Origin of the sequence: Rhodococcus sp. 21391, from assembly GCF_016772255.1 — a bacterium.
Taxonomy (GTDB): domain Bacteria; phylum Actinomycetota; class Actinomycetes; order Mycobacteriales; family Mycobacteriaceae; genus Rhodococcus_F; species Rhodococcus_F opacus.
In genome coordinates this window covers 5,648,054-5,664,854 of sequence record NZ_CP063781.1, presented here as the reverse complement: position 1 = coordinate 5,664,854, position 16,801 = coordinate 5,648,054, and the positions used below count along the sequence as shown (strand labels likewise).

Annotated in this window: 15 protein-coding genes; 12 read left to right on the top strand and 3 right to left on the bottom strand. The window is 67.6% G+C overall.

Annotation, left to right across the window (positions count from 1 at the left end; all coding sequences use genetic code 11):
• From GO592_RS26080 to GO592_RS26045, 8 genes are all read left to right on the top strand, one after another.
• The gene (locus GO592_RS26080; protein WP_007300936.1) at positions 1–1,056 is read left to right on the top strand and encodes an MCE family protein; all 1,056 of its coding nucleotides are present in this window, start codon (positions 1–3) and stop codon (positions 1,054–1,056) included.
• Entirely contained in the window at positions 1,053–2,345 is a 1,293-nt protein-coding gene (locus GO592_RS26075; RefSeq protein WP_005262885.1) for an MCE family protein, read from the top strand. Before GO592_RS26080 ends, GO592_RS26075 begins: the two co-directional genes overlap by 4 nt.
• Complete coding sequence (locus GO592_RS26070) at positions 2,342–3,571, top strand: MCE family protein (RefSeq protein WP_007300937.1); 1,230 nt, start codon at positions 2,342–2,344, stop codon at positions 3,569–3,571. Before GO592_RS26075 ends, GO592_RS26070 begins: the two co-directional genes overlap by 4 nt.
• Entirely contained in the window at positions 3,568–4,983 is a 1,416-nt protein-coding gene (locus GO592_RS26065) for an MCE family protein (RefSeq protein WP_039952902.1), read from the top strand. Before GO592_RS26070 ends, GO592_RS26065 begins: the two co-directional genes overlap by 4 nt.
• Positions 4,980–5,723, top strand: a complete 744-nt coding sequence (locus tag GO592_RS26060) for a hypothetical protein (protein ID WP_007300939.1) — start codon at positions 4,980–4,982, stop codon at positions 5,721–5,723. The genes GO592_RS26065 and GO592_RS26060 overlap by 4 nt, the downstream gene beginning before the upstream one ends.
• The gene (locus GO592_RS26055) at positions 5,720–6,238 is read left to right on the top strand and encodes a hypothetical protein (protein WP_007300940.1); all 519 of its coding nucleotides are present in this window, start codon (positions 5,720–5,722) and stop codon (positions 6,236–6,238) included. Before GO592_RS26060 ends, GO592_RS26055 begins: the two co-directional genes overlap by 4 nt.
• 2 nt (positions 6,239–6,240) lie before the next feature.
• On the top strand, positions 6,241–7,065 hold the full coding sequence (locus GO592_RS26050) for a nuclear transport factor 2 family protein (protein ID WP_007300941.1): 825 nt from the start codon (positions 6,241–6,243) through the stop codon (positions 7,063–7,065).
• 88 nt (positions 7,066–7,153) lie between these two features.
• Positions 7,154–8,164, top strand: coding sequence for an NAD-dependent epimerase/dehydratase family protein (locus GO592_RS26045; protein ID WP_007300942.1), 1,011 nt, complete (start codon positions 7,154–7,156; stop codon positions 8,162–8,164).
• Here GO592_RS26045 and GO592_RS26040 read toward each other — a convergent pair.
• Together GO592_RS26040 and GO592_RS26035 are read right to left on the bottom strand one after the other, a co-directional pair.
• Positions 8,134–9,681: an alpha,alpha-trehalose-phosphate synthase (UDP-forming) gene (locus tag GO592_RS26040; RefSeq protein WP_039952904.1), complete on the bottom strand. Its 1,548-nt coding sequence runs from the start codon at positions 9,679–9,681 to the stop codon at positions 8,134–8,136. The two genes, GO592_RS26045 and GO592_RS26040, sit on opposite strands and share 31 nt — an antisense overlap.
• Positions 9,682–9,714: 33 nt before the next feature.
• Entirely contained in the window at positions 9,715–9,888 is a 174-nt protein-coding gene (locus GO592_RS26035; protein WP_005262874.1) for a hypothetical protein, read from the bottom strand.
• Between the two features lie 171 nt (positions 9,889–10,059).
• Between GO592_RS26035 and GO592_RS26030 the strand changes: the two genes are divergently transcribed.
• Together GO592_RS26030 and GO592_RS26025 are read left to right on the top strand one after the other, a co-directional pair.
• Positions 10,060–11,763 (top strand): ABC transporter ATP-binding protein, encoded by a 1,704-nt coding sequence (locus tag GO592_RS26030; protein WP_007300944.1) that lies wholly within the window; start codon positions 10,060–10,062, stop codon positions 11,761–11,763.
• Positions 11,760–13,508: an ABC transporter ATP-binding protein gene (locus tag GO592_RS26025; protein ID WP_007300945.1), complete on the top strand. Its 1,749-nt coding sequence runs from the start codon at positions 11,760–11,762 to the stop codon at positions 13,506–13,508. The genes GO592_RS26030 and GO592_RS26025 overlap by 4 nt, the downstream gene beginning before the upstream one ends.
• 58 nt (positions 13,509–13,566) lie before the next feature.
• Here GO592_RS26025 and GO592_RS26020 read toward each other — a convergent pair whose 3' ends face one another.
• Positions 13,567–14,502, bottom strand: a complete 936-nt coding sequence (locus tag GO592_RS26020) for a methionyl-tRNA formyltransferase (protein WP_007300946.1) — start codon at positions 14,500–14,502, stop codon at positions 13,567–13,569.
• A gap of 109 nt (positions 14,503–14,611) precedes the next feature.
• Here GO592_RS26020 and GO592_RS26015 point away from each other — a divergent pair, with 109 nt between their 5' ends.
• Positions 14,612–15,415: an alpha/beta fold hydrolase gene (locus GO592_RS26015; RefSeq protein ID WP_007300947.1), complete on the top strand. Its 804-nt coding sequence runs from the start codon at positions 14,612–14,614 to the stop codon at positions 15,413–15,415.
• 46 nt (positions 15,416–15,461) lie between these two features.
• Positions 15,462–16,661, top strand: a complete 1,200-nt coding sequence (locus tag GO592_RS26010) for a sensor domain-containing diguanylate cyclase (protein ID WP_007300948.1) — start codon at positions 15,462–15,464, stop codon at positions 16,659–16,661.
• The last annotated feature ends 140 nt before the right edge of the window (positions 16,662–16,801 follow it).

Genomic DNA, 16,801 nt, shown 5'->3' with positions numbered 1-16,801 from the left:
ATGAAGCGCGAGCGTAATCCCGTACAGGTGGGAATCATCGGTGTCGCCATCGCGAGCATGATCGTGATCGCCACCCTGCAATATGATCAGCTGCAATTCCTTTCGGGCGGAACGCAGTACTCCGCCTACTTCGAGGACGCGGGTGGGCTGATGACCGGCGACACGGTGACGCTCGCCGGCGTCGACGTGGGGAAGGTCGCCGAGGTCGAACTCGACGGTCAGCACGTGCTCGTCACGTTCACGATCCAGGACGGCGTCGCCCTCGGCGACGCCACCGAAGCGAACATCAAGACGAACACCGTTCTCGGACGCAAGTCTCTGGCCGTCACCCCGCTCGGGTACGACACGATGCCGGTGGGCTCGACGATTCCGTTGGAGCGCACCAACTCTCCGTACTCTCTCAACGACGCGCTCGGCGATCTGTCGAACACCGTCTCCGAACTCGACACCGACGAGGTCAACAACGCGTTGAACGCGATGTCCGGCGCTCTCGAGAACACACCGCCCGAGTTGCGCACCGCACTGGACGGCCTGTCCCGCCTGTCGGAGAGCATCAATTCGCGGGACGAGACGCTGCGACAGCTGCTCTCGCGTGCCGAGAACGTGACGGGAATCCTCGCCGAGCGCAGCGGGCAGATCAACTCGCTGATCGTCGACGGGAACCAGCTGTTCGGCGAGCTCGACCGTCGCCGCACGGCGATCAGCCAGCTGATCGTGAACATCTCCGCGGTGTCCCGGCAGCTCACGGGACTGGTCCAGGACAACGAGGAGCAGATGAAACCGACGCTCGACAAGCTGAACTCGGTGGTCGACGTCCTGCAGCGGAACAAGGACAACATCTCGCAGGCTCTCGACGGCCTCGCGCCGTACGCCACTCAGCTCGGCGAGTCGGTCGGTAGCGGCCCGTTCTTCATGGCGTACGTCTACAACATCGGCATCGGCAACCTGTTCCAGGGGCTCAGCGACGCGGTGACGTGGCCGGAGCATCTCCCCAACGACCTCCAGGCCTACCTGCAGACAGGTCCGTCCATCGAGCTGAGGGAACCGCCGCGATGACGACGAACCCGGAAATCACCAACACGCGGAAGAAGTGGCTGATCCGCGGCGGCGTCGCGGCGGTCGTGGTGGTGCTGATCGTCGGCGCCGCAGTGATGTTCGTGCCCAAACTCTTCCAGAACACGATCACCGCGTACTTCCCGGCGACCACCGGGCTGTATTCGGGCGACGACGTCCGCGTCCTCGGTGTGAAGGTGGGGACGATCGATTCGATCGAGCCCGGCGCCGACTTCGCGCGGGTCACGATGAACGTGAAGAAGAGCGTCGAGATTCCCGCCGACGCGAAGGCCGTCATCGTCGCACCCAGCCTGGTGTCGGGACGGTTCGTCCAGCTCACACCCGTGTACGCGGGTGGGCCGACGATGGGCGACGGTGCGAGCATCCCCGTGGAGCGCACCGCCGTCCCGGTGGAGTGGGACGAGATCAAGACCGAGCTGAACAAGCTGTCGGAGGCGCTCGGACCGCAGGGCGCCGACCCGCAAGGCTCGCTCGGCACGTTCATCGACACCGCGGCCGATAACCTCGACGGCAACGGAGAGTCGTTGCGGAACACGCTGCGGGAACTGTCGGAGACCATGCGGACCCTGTCCGACGGCCGGACCGACCTGTTCTCCACCATCCGCAACCTGCAGACGTTCGTGGCGGCTCTCTCGTCGAGCAACGAACAGATCGTCCAGTTCGAGGGCAGGCTCGCGTCCGTGTCGAACATGCTTGCCACCAACTCCGACGAACTCGGAACCGCCCTGAACGATCTCGACCTCGCACTCGGCGACGTCAACCGGTTCGTCGTGGAGAACCGGGCAAGTCTCAGCGAACAGGTCGGCCGCCTGGCCGACGCCACCCAGGTGCTCGCCGACAAGAGGCCGCAGATCGAGCAGGTGCTCCACGTCGCGCCCACGGCGCTGGCCAACTTCAGCAACATCTACAAGCCGGCGCAGGGTTCACTGGTCGGTGCGGTCGCAATGGCGAACTTCGGGAACCCTGTTAACTTCATGTGCGGTGCCATCCAGAGCCTGCAGGCCAACGAGGCGAACCGGAGCGCGGACCTGTGCACCCAGTACCTGTCGCCGGTCCTGAACTCGCTGACGGCGAACTACCTGCCCATACTCACCAACCCGACGACGGGTGTGAACGCCTTCCCCGACCAGATCGAATTCACCCCGCCGAGTCTCGAGGCCTCCGTACCCCCGCGGTCCGCGCCGCCGATGACCGGGACCCTCGCCGGGATGCCGACCGTCGCCGTGCCCAAGGACCTGAACGATCTGCTGCAGCCGGGAGGTGGGCGATGACGAAGCACACACGGGTGCGTCGCGGCGCCGTCGCGGCCGTGGCGATCACGTTGTCCCTCACCCTGACCGGGTGCGAGTGGGAAGGGCTGAACTCGCTTCCGCTGCCGGGCACCGAGGGGCAGGGCGACGACGCCTACACGGTCGAGATCCAGATGCCCAATGTCACGACGCTGTCGCAGAACTCGCCGGTCCGCGTGAACGACGTGACGGTGGGTTCGGTGACGGGCATCGACGTGCAGGACTGGCACGCACTGGTCACCGTCTCGATCAACGGCGACGTCCAACTGCCTGCCAACGCGACCGCCAAGATCGGCCAGACCAGCCTCCTCGGCTCGCAGCACCTCGAACTGGCTCCGCCGACCGACACCGAGCCCGAGGGCAGGCTCGAGGACGGTGACGTGATCCCCATCGAGCGGGCGGGCGCCTACCCGACCACCGAGCAGACGTTGTCGTCGCTGTCGGTGGTACTCAACGGTGGCGGCATCGCCCAGATCCACGACATCACCCAGGAACTCAACGCCGCACTGGGTGGCCGGGAGGACTCGATCCGGGATCTTCTCCCGCAGCTCGACCAGCTCGTCACGAGCCTGGATCAGCAGCGCGGAGACATCATCGGCGCGATGGAGGGGCTCGACCGGCTGGCGGGCACCGTCAACGAGCAGAAGGCCACCCTGGACGCGGCGCTGGACGGCATCCCGCCCGCGCTGGAAGTGCTCGTCACCCAACGGCAGAACCTCACCACCGCGCTGGTCGAGGTGGGCAAGCTCAGCGACACCGCTTCCCGTCTCGTGGAGAACAGCGGCGAGGAACTGAAAGCGAACCTGGCAAACCTGACACCGGTGCTGCGTGAACTCGCCAACTCGGGTAGCGCGCTGACCGAGGTGCTGACCCTGATGCTCACGTACCCCTTCCCGATGAAGACGATGGACAAGGCGATTCAGGGTGACTACGCGAACCTCATGATGACGATCGACATGACCAACGAACGCGTCGACAGCAACTTCCTGACCGGCACCGGACTCGGCGGATCGCTCGGCGGCGTCGAGGGCGCCGTGGGATCGCTCGCCGGGGTGGCCGGGCAGTCGGGCGATCCGCTGCAGGCACCCCTGCAGCCGGCTCCGAAACCGGCACCCGCACCGCCGGTGATTCCGGGGCTTCCGCAGATACCCGGACTGCCGCAGATACCGGGCCTTCCCCCGCAACTGGGAGGGGCGCCGACACCATGAGAATGACGAGATTCGTTCGCATTCAGCTGATCATCTTCTCGATTCTCACCGTCATCGGGCTCGTTGTGATGTCGATCCAGTACGTGAAGGTGCCGGTGCTGTTCGGCGTCGGGCGCTACGAGGTGAGTGTCCGACTGCCGTCCACCGGTGGGCTCTACTCGCACGCCAATGTCGCCTATCGCGGCACCAACATCGGTGTCGTCGAGAACGTGACGCTCACCGGCGACGGTGTGGAAGCGAAGATGTCGCTCGACAGCGACTACAAGATTCCGGCCGACGTCGACGCGGTAGTCAAGAGCGTGTCGGCGGTCGGCGAGCAGTACGTCGATCTGATCCCCCGGGACGGCGCCGCCGAGGCCGACGGCCCGTACCTCGCGAACGGCGACGTGATCCCGTTGGATCGTGCCACCATTCCGCAGGACGTCGGCGAGATGCTCGACCAGGCGGACGAACTGCTCGCGAGTATTTCGGACACCAGGTTGCAGACGGTGATCGACGAGGCGTTCACGGCGTTCAACGGGTCGGGCCCCGACCTGCAGCGGCTCATCGACTCGGCCCGGTTGTTCGTGGAGGAAGCCGACGCGAACAGCGACGCGACGAAGGCCCTGATCGACCAGGTCGGCCCACTGCTCGACACCCAGACGGTCAGCAGCGACGCCATCCGGTCGTGGACCCAGGACCTGGTGACGTTCACCGACCAGTTGCGGGCGAGCGACCCGAGCCTGCGGTCGGTGCTGGAAAAGGGCCCGGGAACGGCGCAGGAGGCCACCCAGCTGTTCCAGGACCTGCAGCCGACACTGCCGATTCTGCTGCGGAACCTGGTGAGCGTCGGCCAGGTCGGGGTGATCTACAACAAGAGCATCGAGCAGGTTCTGGTCATCTACCCGCCCCTGACCGCGGCGCTCGTGACGGCGGCGACAGGCGGGCCGGTGGAGGACGGCGCGATCGTCGACTTCGCGCTGCAACTGCACGACCCGCCGGCCTGCACGACGGGATTCCTGCCCCCGGAGCAACGCCGGTCGGGAGATCAGACCGACCCGATCGCGACACCGAACGACCTGTACTGCAAGGCCGCTCCGGACGACCCGGCCGTGGTGCGTGGCGCGCGGAACCTGCCGTGCATGGAGTTCCCGGGACGTCGCGCGCCGACGGTCGAGGCGTGCCGCGAGGGCTGGGAGGCGTCGGGCAACAACCCGCCGTACGGGCCGATCATGCCGCCGGATGTACCCTCGTACACAGCCGTTCCGAGTTCCTACGAAGGCGTCGCGGGTGCACCGGTCGCGGCCGTGCCCTACGACCCGGCCACCGGTAGCTTCATTGGTTCGGATGGAAAGACGTACACCCAACCGGATCTGGCGGTGCAGGGAAAGGACTCGACGTGGCAGACGATGATGACAGGTCAGCAGATTTGAGTTCCAGCACAGACGAGCGCGCAACCGACTCCGCGGAGCAGGCGACCGAGCAGACAGCCGCGGCGAAGGACCGGAGCAGGCGAAGGGCAGTCCGGCACGCCGGCCCGCCGGTGGGGGAGACCGCGGCGCCGAAGCCGGTGGTCCTCGCCAAGCAGGCAGACTCGAAAGCCGAGCCCGAGTCGGAGAAGGTCCCGACGACGAAGACGGCTTCCCAGGACGCTCCGGCGCTCGACGCACCGAAGCAGCGTCGTCCCCTGAAGTCGTTGCTCGCGTGGGGCGTTACCGCGGTCGTCGTCGTCACACTGGTCGTCGCGGCGGTGATGCTGCTGCTCGACCGACAGTCCGCACGGGAACGGGACGATCGCCGTCAGGCCTTCGTCGACACGGCCCGGCAGACGGTGCTCAACCTGACGACCATCCATCCCGAGACCGCGAAGGAAGACGTCGACCGGATCATCGCCGGCGCGTCGGGTCAGTTCCTCGAAGAGTTCCAGGGCCGTGAGGATCCGTTCGTCGGCGTCGTGCAGGACGCGAATGTGACCACCGAGGGCCAGGTCATCGAGGCCGGCGTCGAGAACGGGAGCGAGACGTCGATCTCGGCGAACGTCCTGGTGGCCGCCCGGACGATGGTGAGCAGCAAGGAGCAACCGGAACCCTCACCGCGCGACTTCCGGATGCGAGTGACGGTCAGCGACGTCGACGGCAAGTTGACCGCATCGAAGGTGGAGTTCGTCCCATGAGCGACAACAACGAAGACAAGCGAAAGTTCGCCGTCACCAAGCAGGCAGCGCTGAAGATCGCGGCCGCGGTCGTGGTGGTTGTGCTCGCCGTCGGAGTGGGCTTCCTCTGGTACGGCCACCGGCAGGATCAACTCTCGGAGCAGGCGCGCATCGACGCCGTCGACGCCGCGGGCAAGCAGGCGGTCGCGATGCTGGCGTACGACTTCGCCGACGTCGACAACCAGTTGGCTGCTGCCGCAGACGGACTCACCGGCTCGTTCCGGGACGACTACACCACACTCGTGCAGGAAACCATCGCGCCGGGCGCGAAGGAGAAACAACTCACCGTGCAGGTGTCGGTGCAGGCCGCCGCGCCCGTGTCGACCACACCCGACGAGGCGGTGGTCCTGCTGTACCTCAACCAGACGACGACGAGCGCCGACGCTCCCGACGCCCGAACGTCGGGCAGCCGCGTGCGGGTGTCGCTGCAGAAGGTCGACGACCGCTGGCTCGTCGATCAGTTGACCCCGGTGTAGCGGTGCCGGACCCCACGCCGACCGTAGCGGAACTGCTTGATGCCGTTGGGCGTTCACCGTCCGCGGTCGCGGCGCACGACCGAGCCGCGTGGGTCGGGCTGTTCTCGGACGGCGCCCGGGTCAACGACCCGGTGGGCTCGCGGCCACACGTCGGCACGGCAGCGATCGAACGGTTCTACGACACGTTCATCGCCCCCAATTCGATCACGTTCCATGTGACGCGGGACGTGGTGTGCGGGATGTCGGTGGTCCGAGACCTCGACCTGGAGACCCGGATGTCGACGGGAGTGGTGCTGACGGTGCCGATGCACCTGCGCTACGACCTCGTGGTGGAGTCGGGTGTCGTGGCCGTCGACGGGTTGTATGCGCACTGGGAACTGCCCGTGATGATCGCCCAACTGGCCAGGGCAGGGTGGCGGGGCGGGGCGGCGTCGGTGAAGCTGGCGCCGCAACTTCTCTCGAATCAGGGCGTACTCGGTGTAACGGGTTTCATGCGAGGGCTGCGAACCGTCGGACGTCCGGGTAGGAACGCCGCCACCGGATTTCTGGCGGCCGTCCGCAGTCAGGACACGGCCGCGATGTCGGAGAGGCTCGCTCCCGGTGCGGTTCTCGAGCTGTCGCCGGGTACCCCGCTCTCTCGCGCTCAGTTCGCGGGAAGTCTCCGTGAACTGCAGTGGAGCAAGATGATCGTGGCGGGGCGCACCGTGACGGCATCCGTGCGCGCGGCCGCGTGGGAGGGTGTGGCTCTCCTGGAGTTCGCGCACCGCTCCCATGAGATCTCACGAGTGCGGATGTTCGTCGAGGCGGTCACCCCCTTCGCAAAATGAAACAAGTTCTAGTACTGTCGGGGTCTCCTGGCCGATTGCCGACGCACGACGTTGCGTGGCGGGGCCACAACCGAACGGGGAGTCGTCGATGAAGGTTGCAGTAACCGGCGCAGCGGGATTCGTGGGCAACAATCTGCTGAATCTGTTGGTCGAGGCGGGGCACGAGGTGACCGCAATCGACCGCGTGCGTTCCCGGTACGCACCCGAATACGGGGTCACGTGGGTGAACGCCGACGTGCTCGACGTCGAATCCATGAAGCGGGCGCTGGACGGCGCCGAGGTGGTCTACCACCTGGTCGCGATGATCACCCTCGCTCAGAAGGACGACCTGGCCTGGACCGTCAACACCAAGGGCGTCCGGACCGTCGCCGAAGCCGCTCTCGCAGTGGGTGTTCGGCGGATGGTGCATTGCAGTTCCGTGCACTCCTTCGATCAGAGCAGTTGCGGCGGAACGCTCGACGAGAACTCGCCCCGGTCCGTCGACGCGTCGATCCCGGTGTACGACAGGTCCAAATGGGCGGGCGAGATCGAACTCCGCGAGGTGGTCGAGGCCGGGCTCGACGCGGTGATCTGCAATCCCACCGGGGTGTACGGGCCCGTCGACTACGGACTGTCGCGGGTGAACGCGTTGCTGCGCAACGCCGCTCGCGGCCGCGTTCCCGCGGCGGTGCAGGGCGGGTTCGACTTCGTCGACGTCCGCGACGTCGCCGCCGGACTGATCGCAGCCGGGGAGAAGGGCCGGACCGGTGAGAACTATCTGATCTCGGGGCACATGCTCGGCATGCACGATGCCGTGAGGAGGGCTGCGCGTGCGGCGGGTCGTCGGGGGCCGCTGTACTCGTTCCCACTCAGTGTCATCGAACGCGTGCTGCCGATCGCCGAACCGATCGGGACCCGGTTCGGCTCCGACGTGCTGTCGCGGTCGGCGATGGCGGCGCTGCTCGCGGCGCCCGTCATCGACGGCACCAAGGCGCGGTCCGAACTCGGCTACGTTCCGCGTCCCGCCGACGAGACGATCCGCGACTTCGTCGCCTTCCTGGTGACGTCCGGTCAGCTGAGCCGGGACGGTCAGTTCTCCTCGGTCGCGTCCTCGTTGTAGTCGGACTCGGAAGCCTCGGCGGGAGCGATCAGTGCCGGGCCGGCGGCGCCGCCGTGAGCGAGGGCGTCGAGGAAGGACCTGGCCCACCGGTCGACGTCGTGTGCGAGGACCTGCCTGCGCAGGGCCCGCATGTGGCGTCGGCCGTCCTCCTTCGGCTGGTTCAGGGCCTGCTCCATCGCGTCCTTGACGCTGTCGAGATCGTGCGGATTGCACAGGAACGCCTGACGGAGTTCGGCGGCCGCGCCGGTGAACTCGCTGAGCAGCAGCGCACCGCCGAGATCACTGCGGCACGCCACGTACTCCTTGGCGACGAGGTTCATGCCGTCACGCAGCGGAGTCACCAGCATCACGTCGGCGGCGACGAAGAAGGCGATCAGCTCCTCGCGGGGGATCGGCCGGTGCAGGTAGTGCACCACCGGCCGGCCGACCTCGCTGTACTCGCCGTTGATCCGCGACACCTTGCGTTCGATGTCGTCGCGCATCTGCACGTAGCTGTCGACCCGCTCGCGGCTCGGCGTGGCCAGCTGCACCATCACCGTGTCGGCGGGATCGATGCGCTGCTCGTCGAGCAGTTCGTGCAGCGCGGCGAGGCGGACGTCGATGCCCTTCGTGTAATCGAGGCGGTCGACGCCGAGCATGATGTGCTTGGGATTGCCCAGTTCCTTGCGGATCTTCTTGGCGCGGTCCCGGATCGACTTGGACCGGGACTGTTCGTCCAGCTGGCCCGAATCGATGGAGATCGGAAACGCGCCGACGCGCACCGTGCGGAACCCCACCTGCACGACGCCCAGCTTGGAGCGGACGCCCACGTTGCCGCGGGACGTCTGCTGACCGGCGAGTTTGCGGGCCAGGTACAGGAAGTTCTGGGCACCGCCCGGGAGGTGGAACCCGATCAGGTCGGCGCCGAGCAGGCCCTCGATGATCTCGGTGCGCCACGGCATCTGCATGAACAGTTCCACCGGCGGGAACGGAATGTGCAGGAAGAACCCGATGGTGAGGTCGGGGCGGAGCATGCGCAGCATCTTCGGAACGAGCTGCAGCTGATAGTCCTGGATCCACACCGTGGCGCCGTGTGCGGCCGCCTTCGACGTGGCCTCCGCGAAGCGCCGGTTGACCTCGACGTACGCGTTCCACCAGTCGCGGTTGTACTCGGGCTTGACGATGACGTCGTGGTAGAGCGGCCAGAGGGTGGCGTTGGAGAAGCCCTCGTAGTAGTCGGCGATCTCCGCAGCGCTCAGCGGAACGGGGTAGAGCTCGAGGTCGTCCTCGACGACGGGATCGAGCTCGGCGTCCGCGACCCCCGCCCAGCCGACCCATGCGCCCTTGTTGCGGCGCAGGATCGGCTCGAGCGCGGTGACGAGGCCACCGGGGCTGCGCTTCCAGCGCGTGGTGCCGTCCGGAAGGCGTTCGAGGTCGACGGGGAGTCGGTTCGCGACGACGACGAAGTCGGCTTGCCCGGACACAGGATCAGAAGTCGAGCGTGATGACGATGCTGACGATTCCGAACTGGCAGCCACGGGCTTCCTTCGCAGTCGAAGTGGATGAAATTCTCAGTCGAGCTTGCTGGTGGGTCCGATTCCGAGCATGGAGAGCAGCATCCTGCACTCGTCGGCATCTTCGGCGTATGCAGCGACAACGCGCTGCGCCTGGCGGGCGGTCTCGTCGGCTAGGGGTTCGAGATCCTCGTCCGCGATGTCGTTTTCGGCGGTCGTCTTCGCGGCCATCTTTGTCCTCTCGGGCTTGCTGCTGCGTCACGCGCAGTAGTTCGTATCGGCGACTCTATGAGAACCGGGCATGTCAACGCTAGTTGCCCATCGATTAGGGTTCATCTAGTTAGGGTCTGCTTACTTGGTTGGTGGGTGGGTGGGGAAGCGTCGGCGTTGGGAGTTACGCGCGTGAAGACTGGTGGCACCGCGATTCTGCGTCGCACGCTGGTACGGAATCGTGTTCGGCTGGGGATCGGCACCGTACTCGTCTGCCTGCATCAGGTGGCGGAGACGCTGGTCCCGATCTCGATCGGCGTGATCGTCGACCGGGCCGTCGCGACCGGGGACGTGTTCGCTCTCGCGGTGTGGCTGTGCGCCCTGGCGCTGCTGTTCCTGGTGCTCACCGCGGCGTGGCGTTTCGGTGCCCGGTTCATCGTCGTGGCGATGCAGAACGAGGCGCACCAGCTGCGGATGGAGGTGGCGCACCGCATCCTCGACCCGCGGGGAGTGCGCACCGACCTGCGTGCCGGTGAGCTGCTGTCCGTGTCGACGTCGGACGCCGACCGTGCGGCCTGGATCGCGGACATCACACCGCGGGCCGCGGCGGCCCTCACCGCGGCGATCGGATCCGCCGTCGCCCTCCTGCTGATCGACGTGCCGCTCGGACTCGCCGTTCTGATCGGCACCCCCGTCATCCTCGGTCTCCTCCAGCTCGCCGCGCCGCTGATCACCCGCCGGGCCACCGATCAGCAGGCCGCCGTCGCGCGGGCGTCCGCCATGGCCACCGACCTCGTCAGCGGGCTCCGCCCCCTGCGCGGGATCGGCGCCGAGGTGTCGGCGTCGCGGCGATACCGGACGGCCAGCCGCGAGGCGCTCGGCGCCACCCTGCACACGGCGAAGAGTTCCGCCGTGTTCGCCGGGGTGTCGATGACCGTCAGCGCCCTCCTCGCCGTCGGTGTCGCGGGTGTCGCAGGCTGGTTCGCCCTCGAGGGGCGCATCACCATCGGCGAGCTGATCACCGTCGTCGGACTGTCCCAGTTCTTCATCGAACCGCTCGGCGTCCTGGCCGGTCTGCCCGGGTTCCTCGCCCTCGCCCGCGCGTCGGCGGACCGCCTCGCCCTGGTCCTCGATGCGGAACCTCTGGTGCCCGCCGGGTCGGGCCGGACATTCGACGGCAGCGAGCTCAGCCTGACCGGGGTGTCCTACCGGTCCCTGAACGCGGTGGACCTCCGGGTCACTCCCGGCGAACTGCTCGGCATCGTCGCGTACCGCCCGCAGGACGCGGAGGCGCTGGCCGCGCTGCTGTCCGGGCAGGTTCCGCCCGACCGGTACGACGGCGAACTGACGGTGGGCGGAGTGCGGCTGTCGGACGCGGATCTCGCGCAGGCCCGCCGGGCGCTGCTCGTCGAACCGCACAACGGCGACCTGTTCTCCGGAACCGTCGCGTCGAACGTGACCGCAGGCAGGCCCGGCGCGGCGGCGTCCGAGGTGCAGGCGGCGCTGACCGCGTCCGCGGCGGTGGACGTCGTCGAAGCACACCCCGAGGGTCTCGAGCACGAGGTCGCCGACCGCGGGTCCTCGCTGTCCGGTGGTCAGCGGCAGCGGGTCGCCCTCGCACGTGCACTGGTGGCGCAGTCGCCGGTGATGGTGCTGCACGATCCGACGACCGCCGTGGACGCGGTCACCGAACACACGATCGCGGGCGGCATCGCGGACCTGCGGCATCGCGCCTCCGCCGGCAGCCAGACGACTATCCTCATCACGAGCAGCCCCGCGCTGCTGTCCGTGACCGACCGCGTCGTCGTCCTCGACGACGGAACGGTGGTCGGCGAGGGCACGCACTCGCAATTGGCCACCGAGAACGCGAACTACCGTCAGGCGGTCGTGCGATGAGTGAACTGCTGCCCATCGCGAACGCCCGCGACACGTGGGCGTGGCTGAAGTCCGAACTGGGACACCGCCGCGGCCGGAGCGTCGTCACCATGCTGGTCGCCGCCGTCGCGGCGGGCATGGCGCTGGTTCCCGTCTACGTCTTCGGCGTCCTCGTCGACCGGGTGCAGGACGGTGCGCTGCCGTCCACCATCGGGTGGGTGGTCGCGGTGATCGCGTCCGCCGCGGTGATCGGCGGCGTGTGTGCCGGGTTCGCGTCGTTCCTGATCCGCAGCCTCGGCGAGGGAATCCTGGCGGATCTGCGCGAACGCACCGTCGACCGGGCGCTCCGGCTGCCGATCCAGACGGTCGAACGCGTCGGCAAGGGCGACCTGCTGTCGCGGGTCGGCGACGACGTCGCGGTGATCGGCAAGGCCGTCACCGACGTGGTCCCCAACCTCGTCACGGCGATCCTGCTGGTGGTGCTCAGCATGGTCACGATGCTCGGTATCGACTGGCGGCTCGGGCTCGCAGGCATGGTGGCGCTGCCGATGTACGCGCTGGCGATGCGCTGGTACCTGCCGCGGTCCGCGCCGGTGTACGCCGCCGAGCGTGTCGCGGTGGGAGAGCGTTCGCAGGCCTTGATCAGCAGCATGCAGGGCGCCCGGACGGTGCGCGCGTACGGTCTGGAAGACAGCCATCTGGCGCAGATCAACGGTGCGTCGGAGAAGGCCCGCGACCTGTCCGTCGGCGTCTTCGCACTGTTCACCCGGTTCGCGGGGCGCGGCAACCGGGCCGAGTTCGTGGGGCTCGCCACCATCCTCGCCGCCGGATTCGCACTGGTGAACGCGGACATCGTCACCGTCGGGCAGACCACCACCGCGGCACTGCTCTTCCACCGGTTGTTCAATCCGATCGGCATGCTGATGTACACGTTCGACGAGGTGCAGTCGGCGGGAGCGAGCCTGGCACGGCTCGTCGGCGTCGTCGACCTCGACGACGAGTCGGGCACCGGAACCGCCACCGCCCGGGAGTCCGCGGATTCGACGCTCGAACTCACCGACGTCCGGCACACCTACGACGGCAGCCACGAGGTGGTGCACGGCATCAGCCTGCACGTGCAGTCCGGGGAACGTGTCGCCCTCGTCGGGTCCACCGGAGCGGGCAAGACGACGGTCGCGGCGATCGCGGCCGGCTCGATCGTCCCGACGTCCGGGTCGGTGCGCATCGGCGGCGCCGCGCTGCCGGACCTGGAGCCGGGTGGTCTCCGCCGCCGGGTCGCCATCGTCAGCCAGGAAGTCCACGTGTTCGCCGGACCGCTGATCGACGACCTTCGGCTCGCCGCACCCGACGCCTCCGAGGAGGACGCGGCGATGGCACTGAAAGCCGTCGGCGCCGACGGCTGGGTGAACGCATTGGACGACGGCGTCCAGACCGTGGTCGGGGAGGGCGGCCACGAGCTGACCGCCGCCCAGGCGCAGCAATTGGCTCTGGCGCGACTCGTCCTCGCGAACCCGGCGGTCGCGATCCTGGACGAGGCGACGGCCGAAGCAGGCAGCGCGGGTGCGCGGGAACTCGAGGCGTCGGCCGAGGCGGCGACCCGTGGTCGCACGACGCTGGTGGTGGCCCACCGGTTGACGCAGGCGGCCGCCGCCGATCGGGTCGTCGTCCTCGAACACGGCCGGATCGTCGAGCAGGGTCCACATGCCGATCTCGTCGCTGCCGGCGGACGCTACGCCGAACTCTGGTCGGCGTGGGAGGGTCGGTAGGGCGTTCCGCCCCGTGCGCCTTTTTGGTAGCCCCCGCTACCAGAAAGGCGCACGGGCGTCAGCTGAGGTAGCCGCCGCCGTGGGGGAAGAAGTCGGTTCCGGCGAGTTCGGTGCCGTCGTCGAGCCGGACGCGCTGGATCTTGAGGCCTTTGTTCCGGCCCGTGCGAGCGTCGGGTCCGGCGACGATGACCATTCCGTCGCCTTCGTGGATGAAGACACGCCCGGGCGTTCCACCGTAATTTCCTTCGGATACGGCGGCCTTCAGAACCCGGACACGCTGTCCCTTGTAATGGGTGAAGGCGTTCGGGTACGGGTCGGACTGCGCGCGGACGAGCCGTTCGATCGCGTCGGCGGGCCACGTCCAGTCGATGAGGCTGTCCTCGGGGGCACGCTTGTGGAAGAACGTGGCCTGCGAGCGGTCCTGCGGCGTCCAGTCCGTGCGACCGGACGCGATCAGCTCGAGTGCGTCGAGGGTGATCGGGCCGATCATGTCGACGGTGCGGTGGAACAGATCGGTGACGGTGTCCGTCGGCCCGACGGGCGTCGACCGCTGCAAAACGATGTCGCCGGCGTCGAGTTCCTCGTCCATCAGGTGCGCGGTGAGGCCTACTTCTTCTTCACCGTTGATGAGCGCCCAGATGAGCGGGGAGAATCCTGTGTACTTGGGCAGGAGCGAGTCGTGAATGTTGAGGGTGCCGTAGCGGGGAGAGTCGAAGACGTCCCGTGGCAGCCAGGTGCGCCAGTTGTTGGCGACGACGATGTCGGGGTCGGCCTGCTTCAGCGCGGCTTTGAAGTTTTCGTCCGGCTTGGTGGCGATGTGCACGGGCACCCCGTGCTCGGTGGCCAGGTCGGCTACGGAGTCCGCCCACATCTGTTCGTAGACGTGGTCGCTCTTGGGGTGGGTGATCGCGAGGACGACCTCATGGTCGGACTGGAGCAGGGCCTGCAGGGTACGGTGACCCCAGGTTTGATATCCGAGTGTGGCGACTCTCAACGCGGTCCTCCTGGACGAGCTTGTCGGTCAGCGCCGCATGCGAGCGGCAGCGAAGCCAGCTTAGGCTATCCAACCTAATCGGTGAGACCGCCCATGGAAGGAAGGCAACATGACGATCGCCACGATCAACGGGATCCCCCTGAATTACCAGGTCAAGGGATCCGGCGATTTAGTGGTGCTCATCATGGGAACCGGAAGCCCGGGACGGGTGTGGGATCTGCATCAGACCCCTGCGCTCATCGACGCCGGCTACCGTGTCTGCACGTTCGACAACCGGGGCATCGCGCCGTCCGGTGAGAGCCTCGGCGGGATCACCATGGACGATCTCGTCGCCGACACCGCGGGACTGATCGAGCACCTCGGCGGCGGACCGGCGCGTGTCGTCGGCACCTCGATGGGTGCCCGTGTCGCGCAGGAACTGGCCCTGACCCGGCCCGACCTCGTGCACAAGGCGGCGTTCCTCGCCGGTCACGCCCGCATGGACTACTTCCAGCAGACCCTCACCGAGGGCGAGCGTGCCCTGCACGACAGTGGGGTCGAACTCCCGGCGAAGTACCGGGCCGCGGTGACTGCCGTGATGAATCTGTCGCCCGCCTCGCTCGTCGACCCGCACACGGCCCGCGACTGGCTCGACCTGTTCGAGTTCAGCGGTGGCCGGACGTCGGACGGCGTGCGCGCGCAGATGGAGATGGACCGCAGCTTCGATCGTAGGCAGGCCTACCGGGCGATCACGACACCGTGCCTGTCCATCGGTTTCGCCGACGACAGGATGATTCCGCCGTATCTGTCGCGTGAGGTGGCCGAGGCCATCCCGTCGGCTCGGTACTACGAGATCCCCGACGTGGGGCACTACGGCTACCTCGAACAGCCTGACGTGGTGAACAAGGTGCTGCTCGAGTTCCTCGCCAACTGACAGTTCCGAGCGGCTGGGGGGCGATCACGGTGACGGCGAGATTCTGATGGCGTTGGGTATTCCGCGCCTCGGGGTGGGCATCGTCCGGTACGACATCGTGAACGGGGCGTTGTGGTGGGATGAAAAGGCCGCCGCCATCTTCGAGGACGACGGTTCCCGCCCACCGCTCGAATGGTGGCGGGAGCGGGTCCATTCCGAAGACATCGGTGCGGTGCGTCGCATGTTCGGTAACACCGCCGGATCCGTCGGCGCGGAGTGTGTGTTCCGTATCGTGCTGGCAGATCGGTCGACCCGGTACATCCTCACCCGCAGCATCGACGTCACCACCGATGCGTCCGGCGCCCCTGTGGAGCTGACGGGAGTGGTCATCGAACTCGGGCACGTGGCCGGCCGGGACGCGCAGCTCGCGTCGTTGCTCGATCGGGTGGCCCTGGGGTTCATGGCGCTCGACGGGGACCTTCGGATCATCTACGTCAACTCCGGCTGCCTGCGGCACGTGCGGCGGTCGCGGGACGAACTGCTCGGCCGTGTCGTCACCGAGGTTCTTCCGGAAACGCGCGGCAGCTACTTCGACGCACTGTGCCGCAAGGTTCTCGCCACCGGCCGGGAGCAGCAGACGCGGGTGGACTCGCTGTATTCGCCCGGGATGACGATCGAGGTGACCGCGGCAGCCGATTCCGGTGCACTGGTCGTGCATTTCCGGAACGTCACCGCGGAAGTCACCGCCCAGCAGCAGGCGGCGGAGGCACACGCCCTTCTTCTGCACGAGGCCACGCACGACAGTCTCACCGGACTTCTCAATCGCGCCGCCATCACCGAGCATCTGCAGCGCCTGTTCGAGCCCGGTGCGGGGCCTGCGGTCGCGTTGTTCCTCGACGTCGACGGGTTCAAGGACGTCAACGACACCCGGGGGCATCGCGTCGGTGATCGCATCCTGCAGGGGGTGTCCGAGCATTTGCGCCACGCGATGCGCGCTCCGTCCGCGGTCGGCAGGCTCGGCGGCGACGAGTTCGTCGCCATCCTGCCCGACATCGACGAACTCGACGTCGACGACGTGGTCACCCGGATGCTCGCGTCGATCACGACGCCGATCGACGTCGGCGACGAACTCCTCGTCGTGACGATCAGCGTGGGGATGGCGCGCAGCACGTCGGCTCTCACGGTCGACGAACTGCTCCATCATGCGGACACCGCCCTCTACGCAGCCAAGCGTCGAGGTGGGAACACCGCGGTCTGGCACCAGTAGGTTGCTGGGCGGCTGCCCCTGGGTGTCGACGCCGCCGCTCGTGTGCCAACGCCGCGAACGAGCGGTATGTTTACACGGCCGAACTCGACGCCGGGACCGCTTCGGTGCGGTAAAAGCTGCCGGCGGTGCGAGGGACACGC

What these genes read in the sequence shown, in the direction of transcription:
- GO592_RS26010 (WP_007300948.1), top strand. Translation starts at nt 15,462, where the DNA reads ATGGCGTTGGGTATTCCGCGCCTCGGGGTGGGCATCGTCCGGTACGAC.
- GO592_RS26025 (WP_007300945.1), top strand. Translation starts at nt 11,760, where the DNA reads ATGAGTGAACTGCTGCCCATCGCGAACGCCCGCGACACGTGGGCGTGG.
- GO592_RS26045 (WP_007300942.1), top strand. Translation starts at nt 7,154, where the DNA reads ATGAAGGTTGCAGTAACCGGCGCAGCGGGATTCGTGGGCAACAATCTG.
- GO592_RS26035 (WP_005262874.1), bottom strand. Translation starts at nt 9,888, where the DNA reads ATGGCCGCGAAGACGACCGCCGAAAACGACATCGCGGACGAGGATCTC.
- GO592_RS26055 (WP_007300940.1), top strand. Translation starts at nt 5,720, where the DNA reads ATGAGCGACAACAACGAAGACAAGCGAAAGTTCGCCGTCACCAAGCAG.
- GO592_RS26080 (WP_007300936.1), top strand. Translation starts at nt 1, where the DNA reads ATGAAGCGCGAGCGTAATCCCGTACAGGTGGGAATCATCGGTGTCGCC.
- GO592_RS26075 (WP_005262885.1), top strand. Translation starts at nt 1,053, where the DNA reads ATGACGACGAACCCGGAAATCACCAACACGCGGAAGAAGTGGCTGATC.
- GO592_RS26065 (WP_039952902.1), top strand. Translation starts at nt 3,568, where the DNA reads ATGAGAATGACGAGATTCGTTCGCATTCAGCTGATCATCTTCTCGATT.
- GO592_RS26070 (WP_007300937.1), top strand. Translation starts at nt 2,342, where the DNA reads ATGACGAAGCACACACGGGTGCGTCGCGGCGCCGTCGCGGCCGTGGCG.
- GO592_RS26015 (WP_007300947.1), top strand. Translation starts at nt 14,612, where the DNA reads ATGACGATCGCCACGATCAACGGGATCCCCCTGAATTACCAGGTCAAG.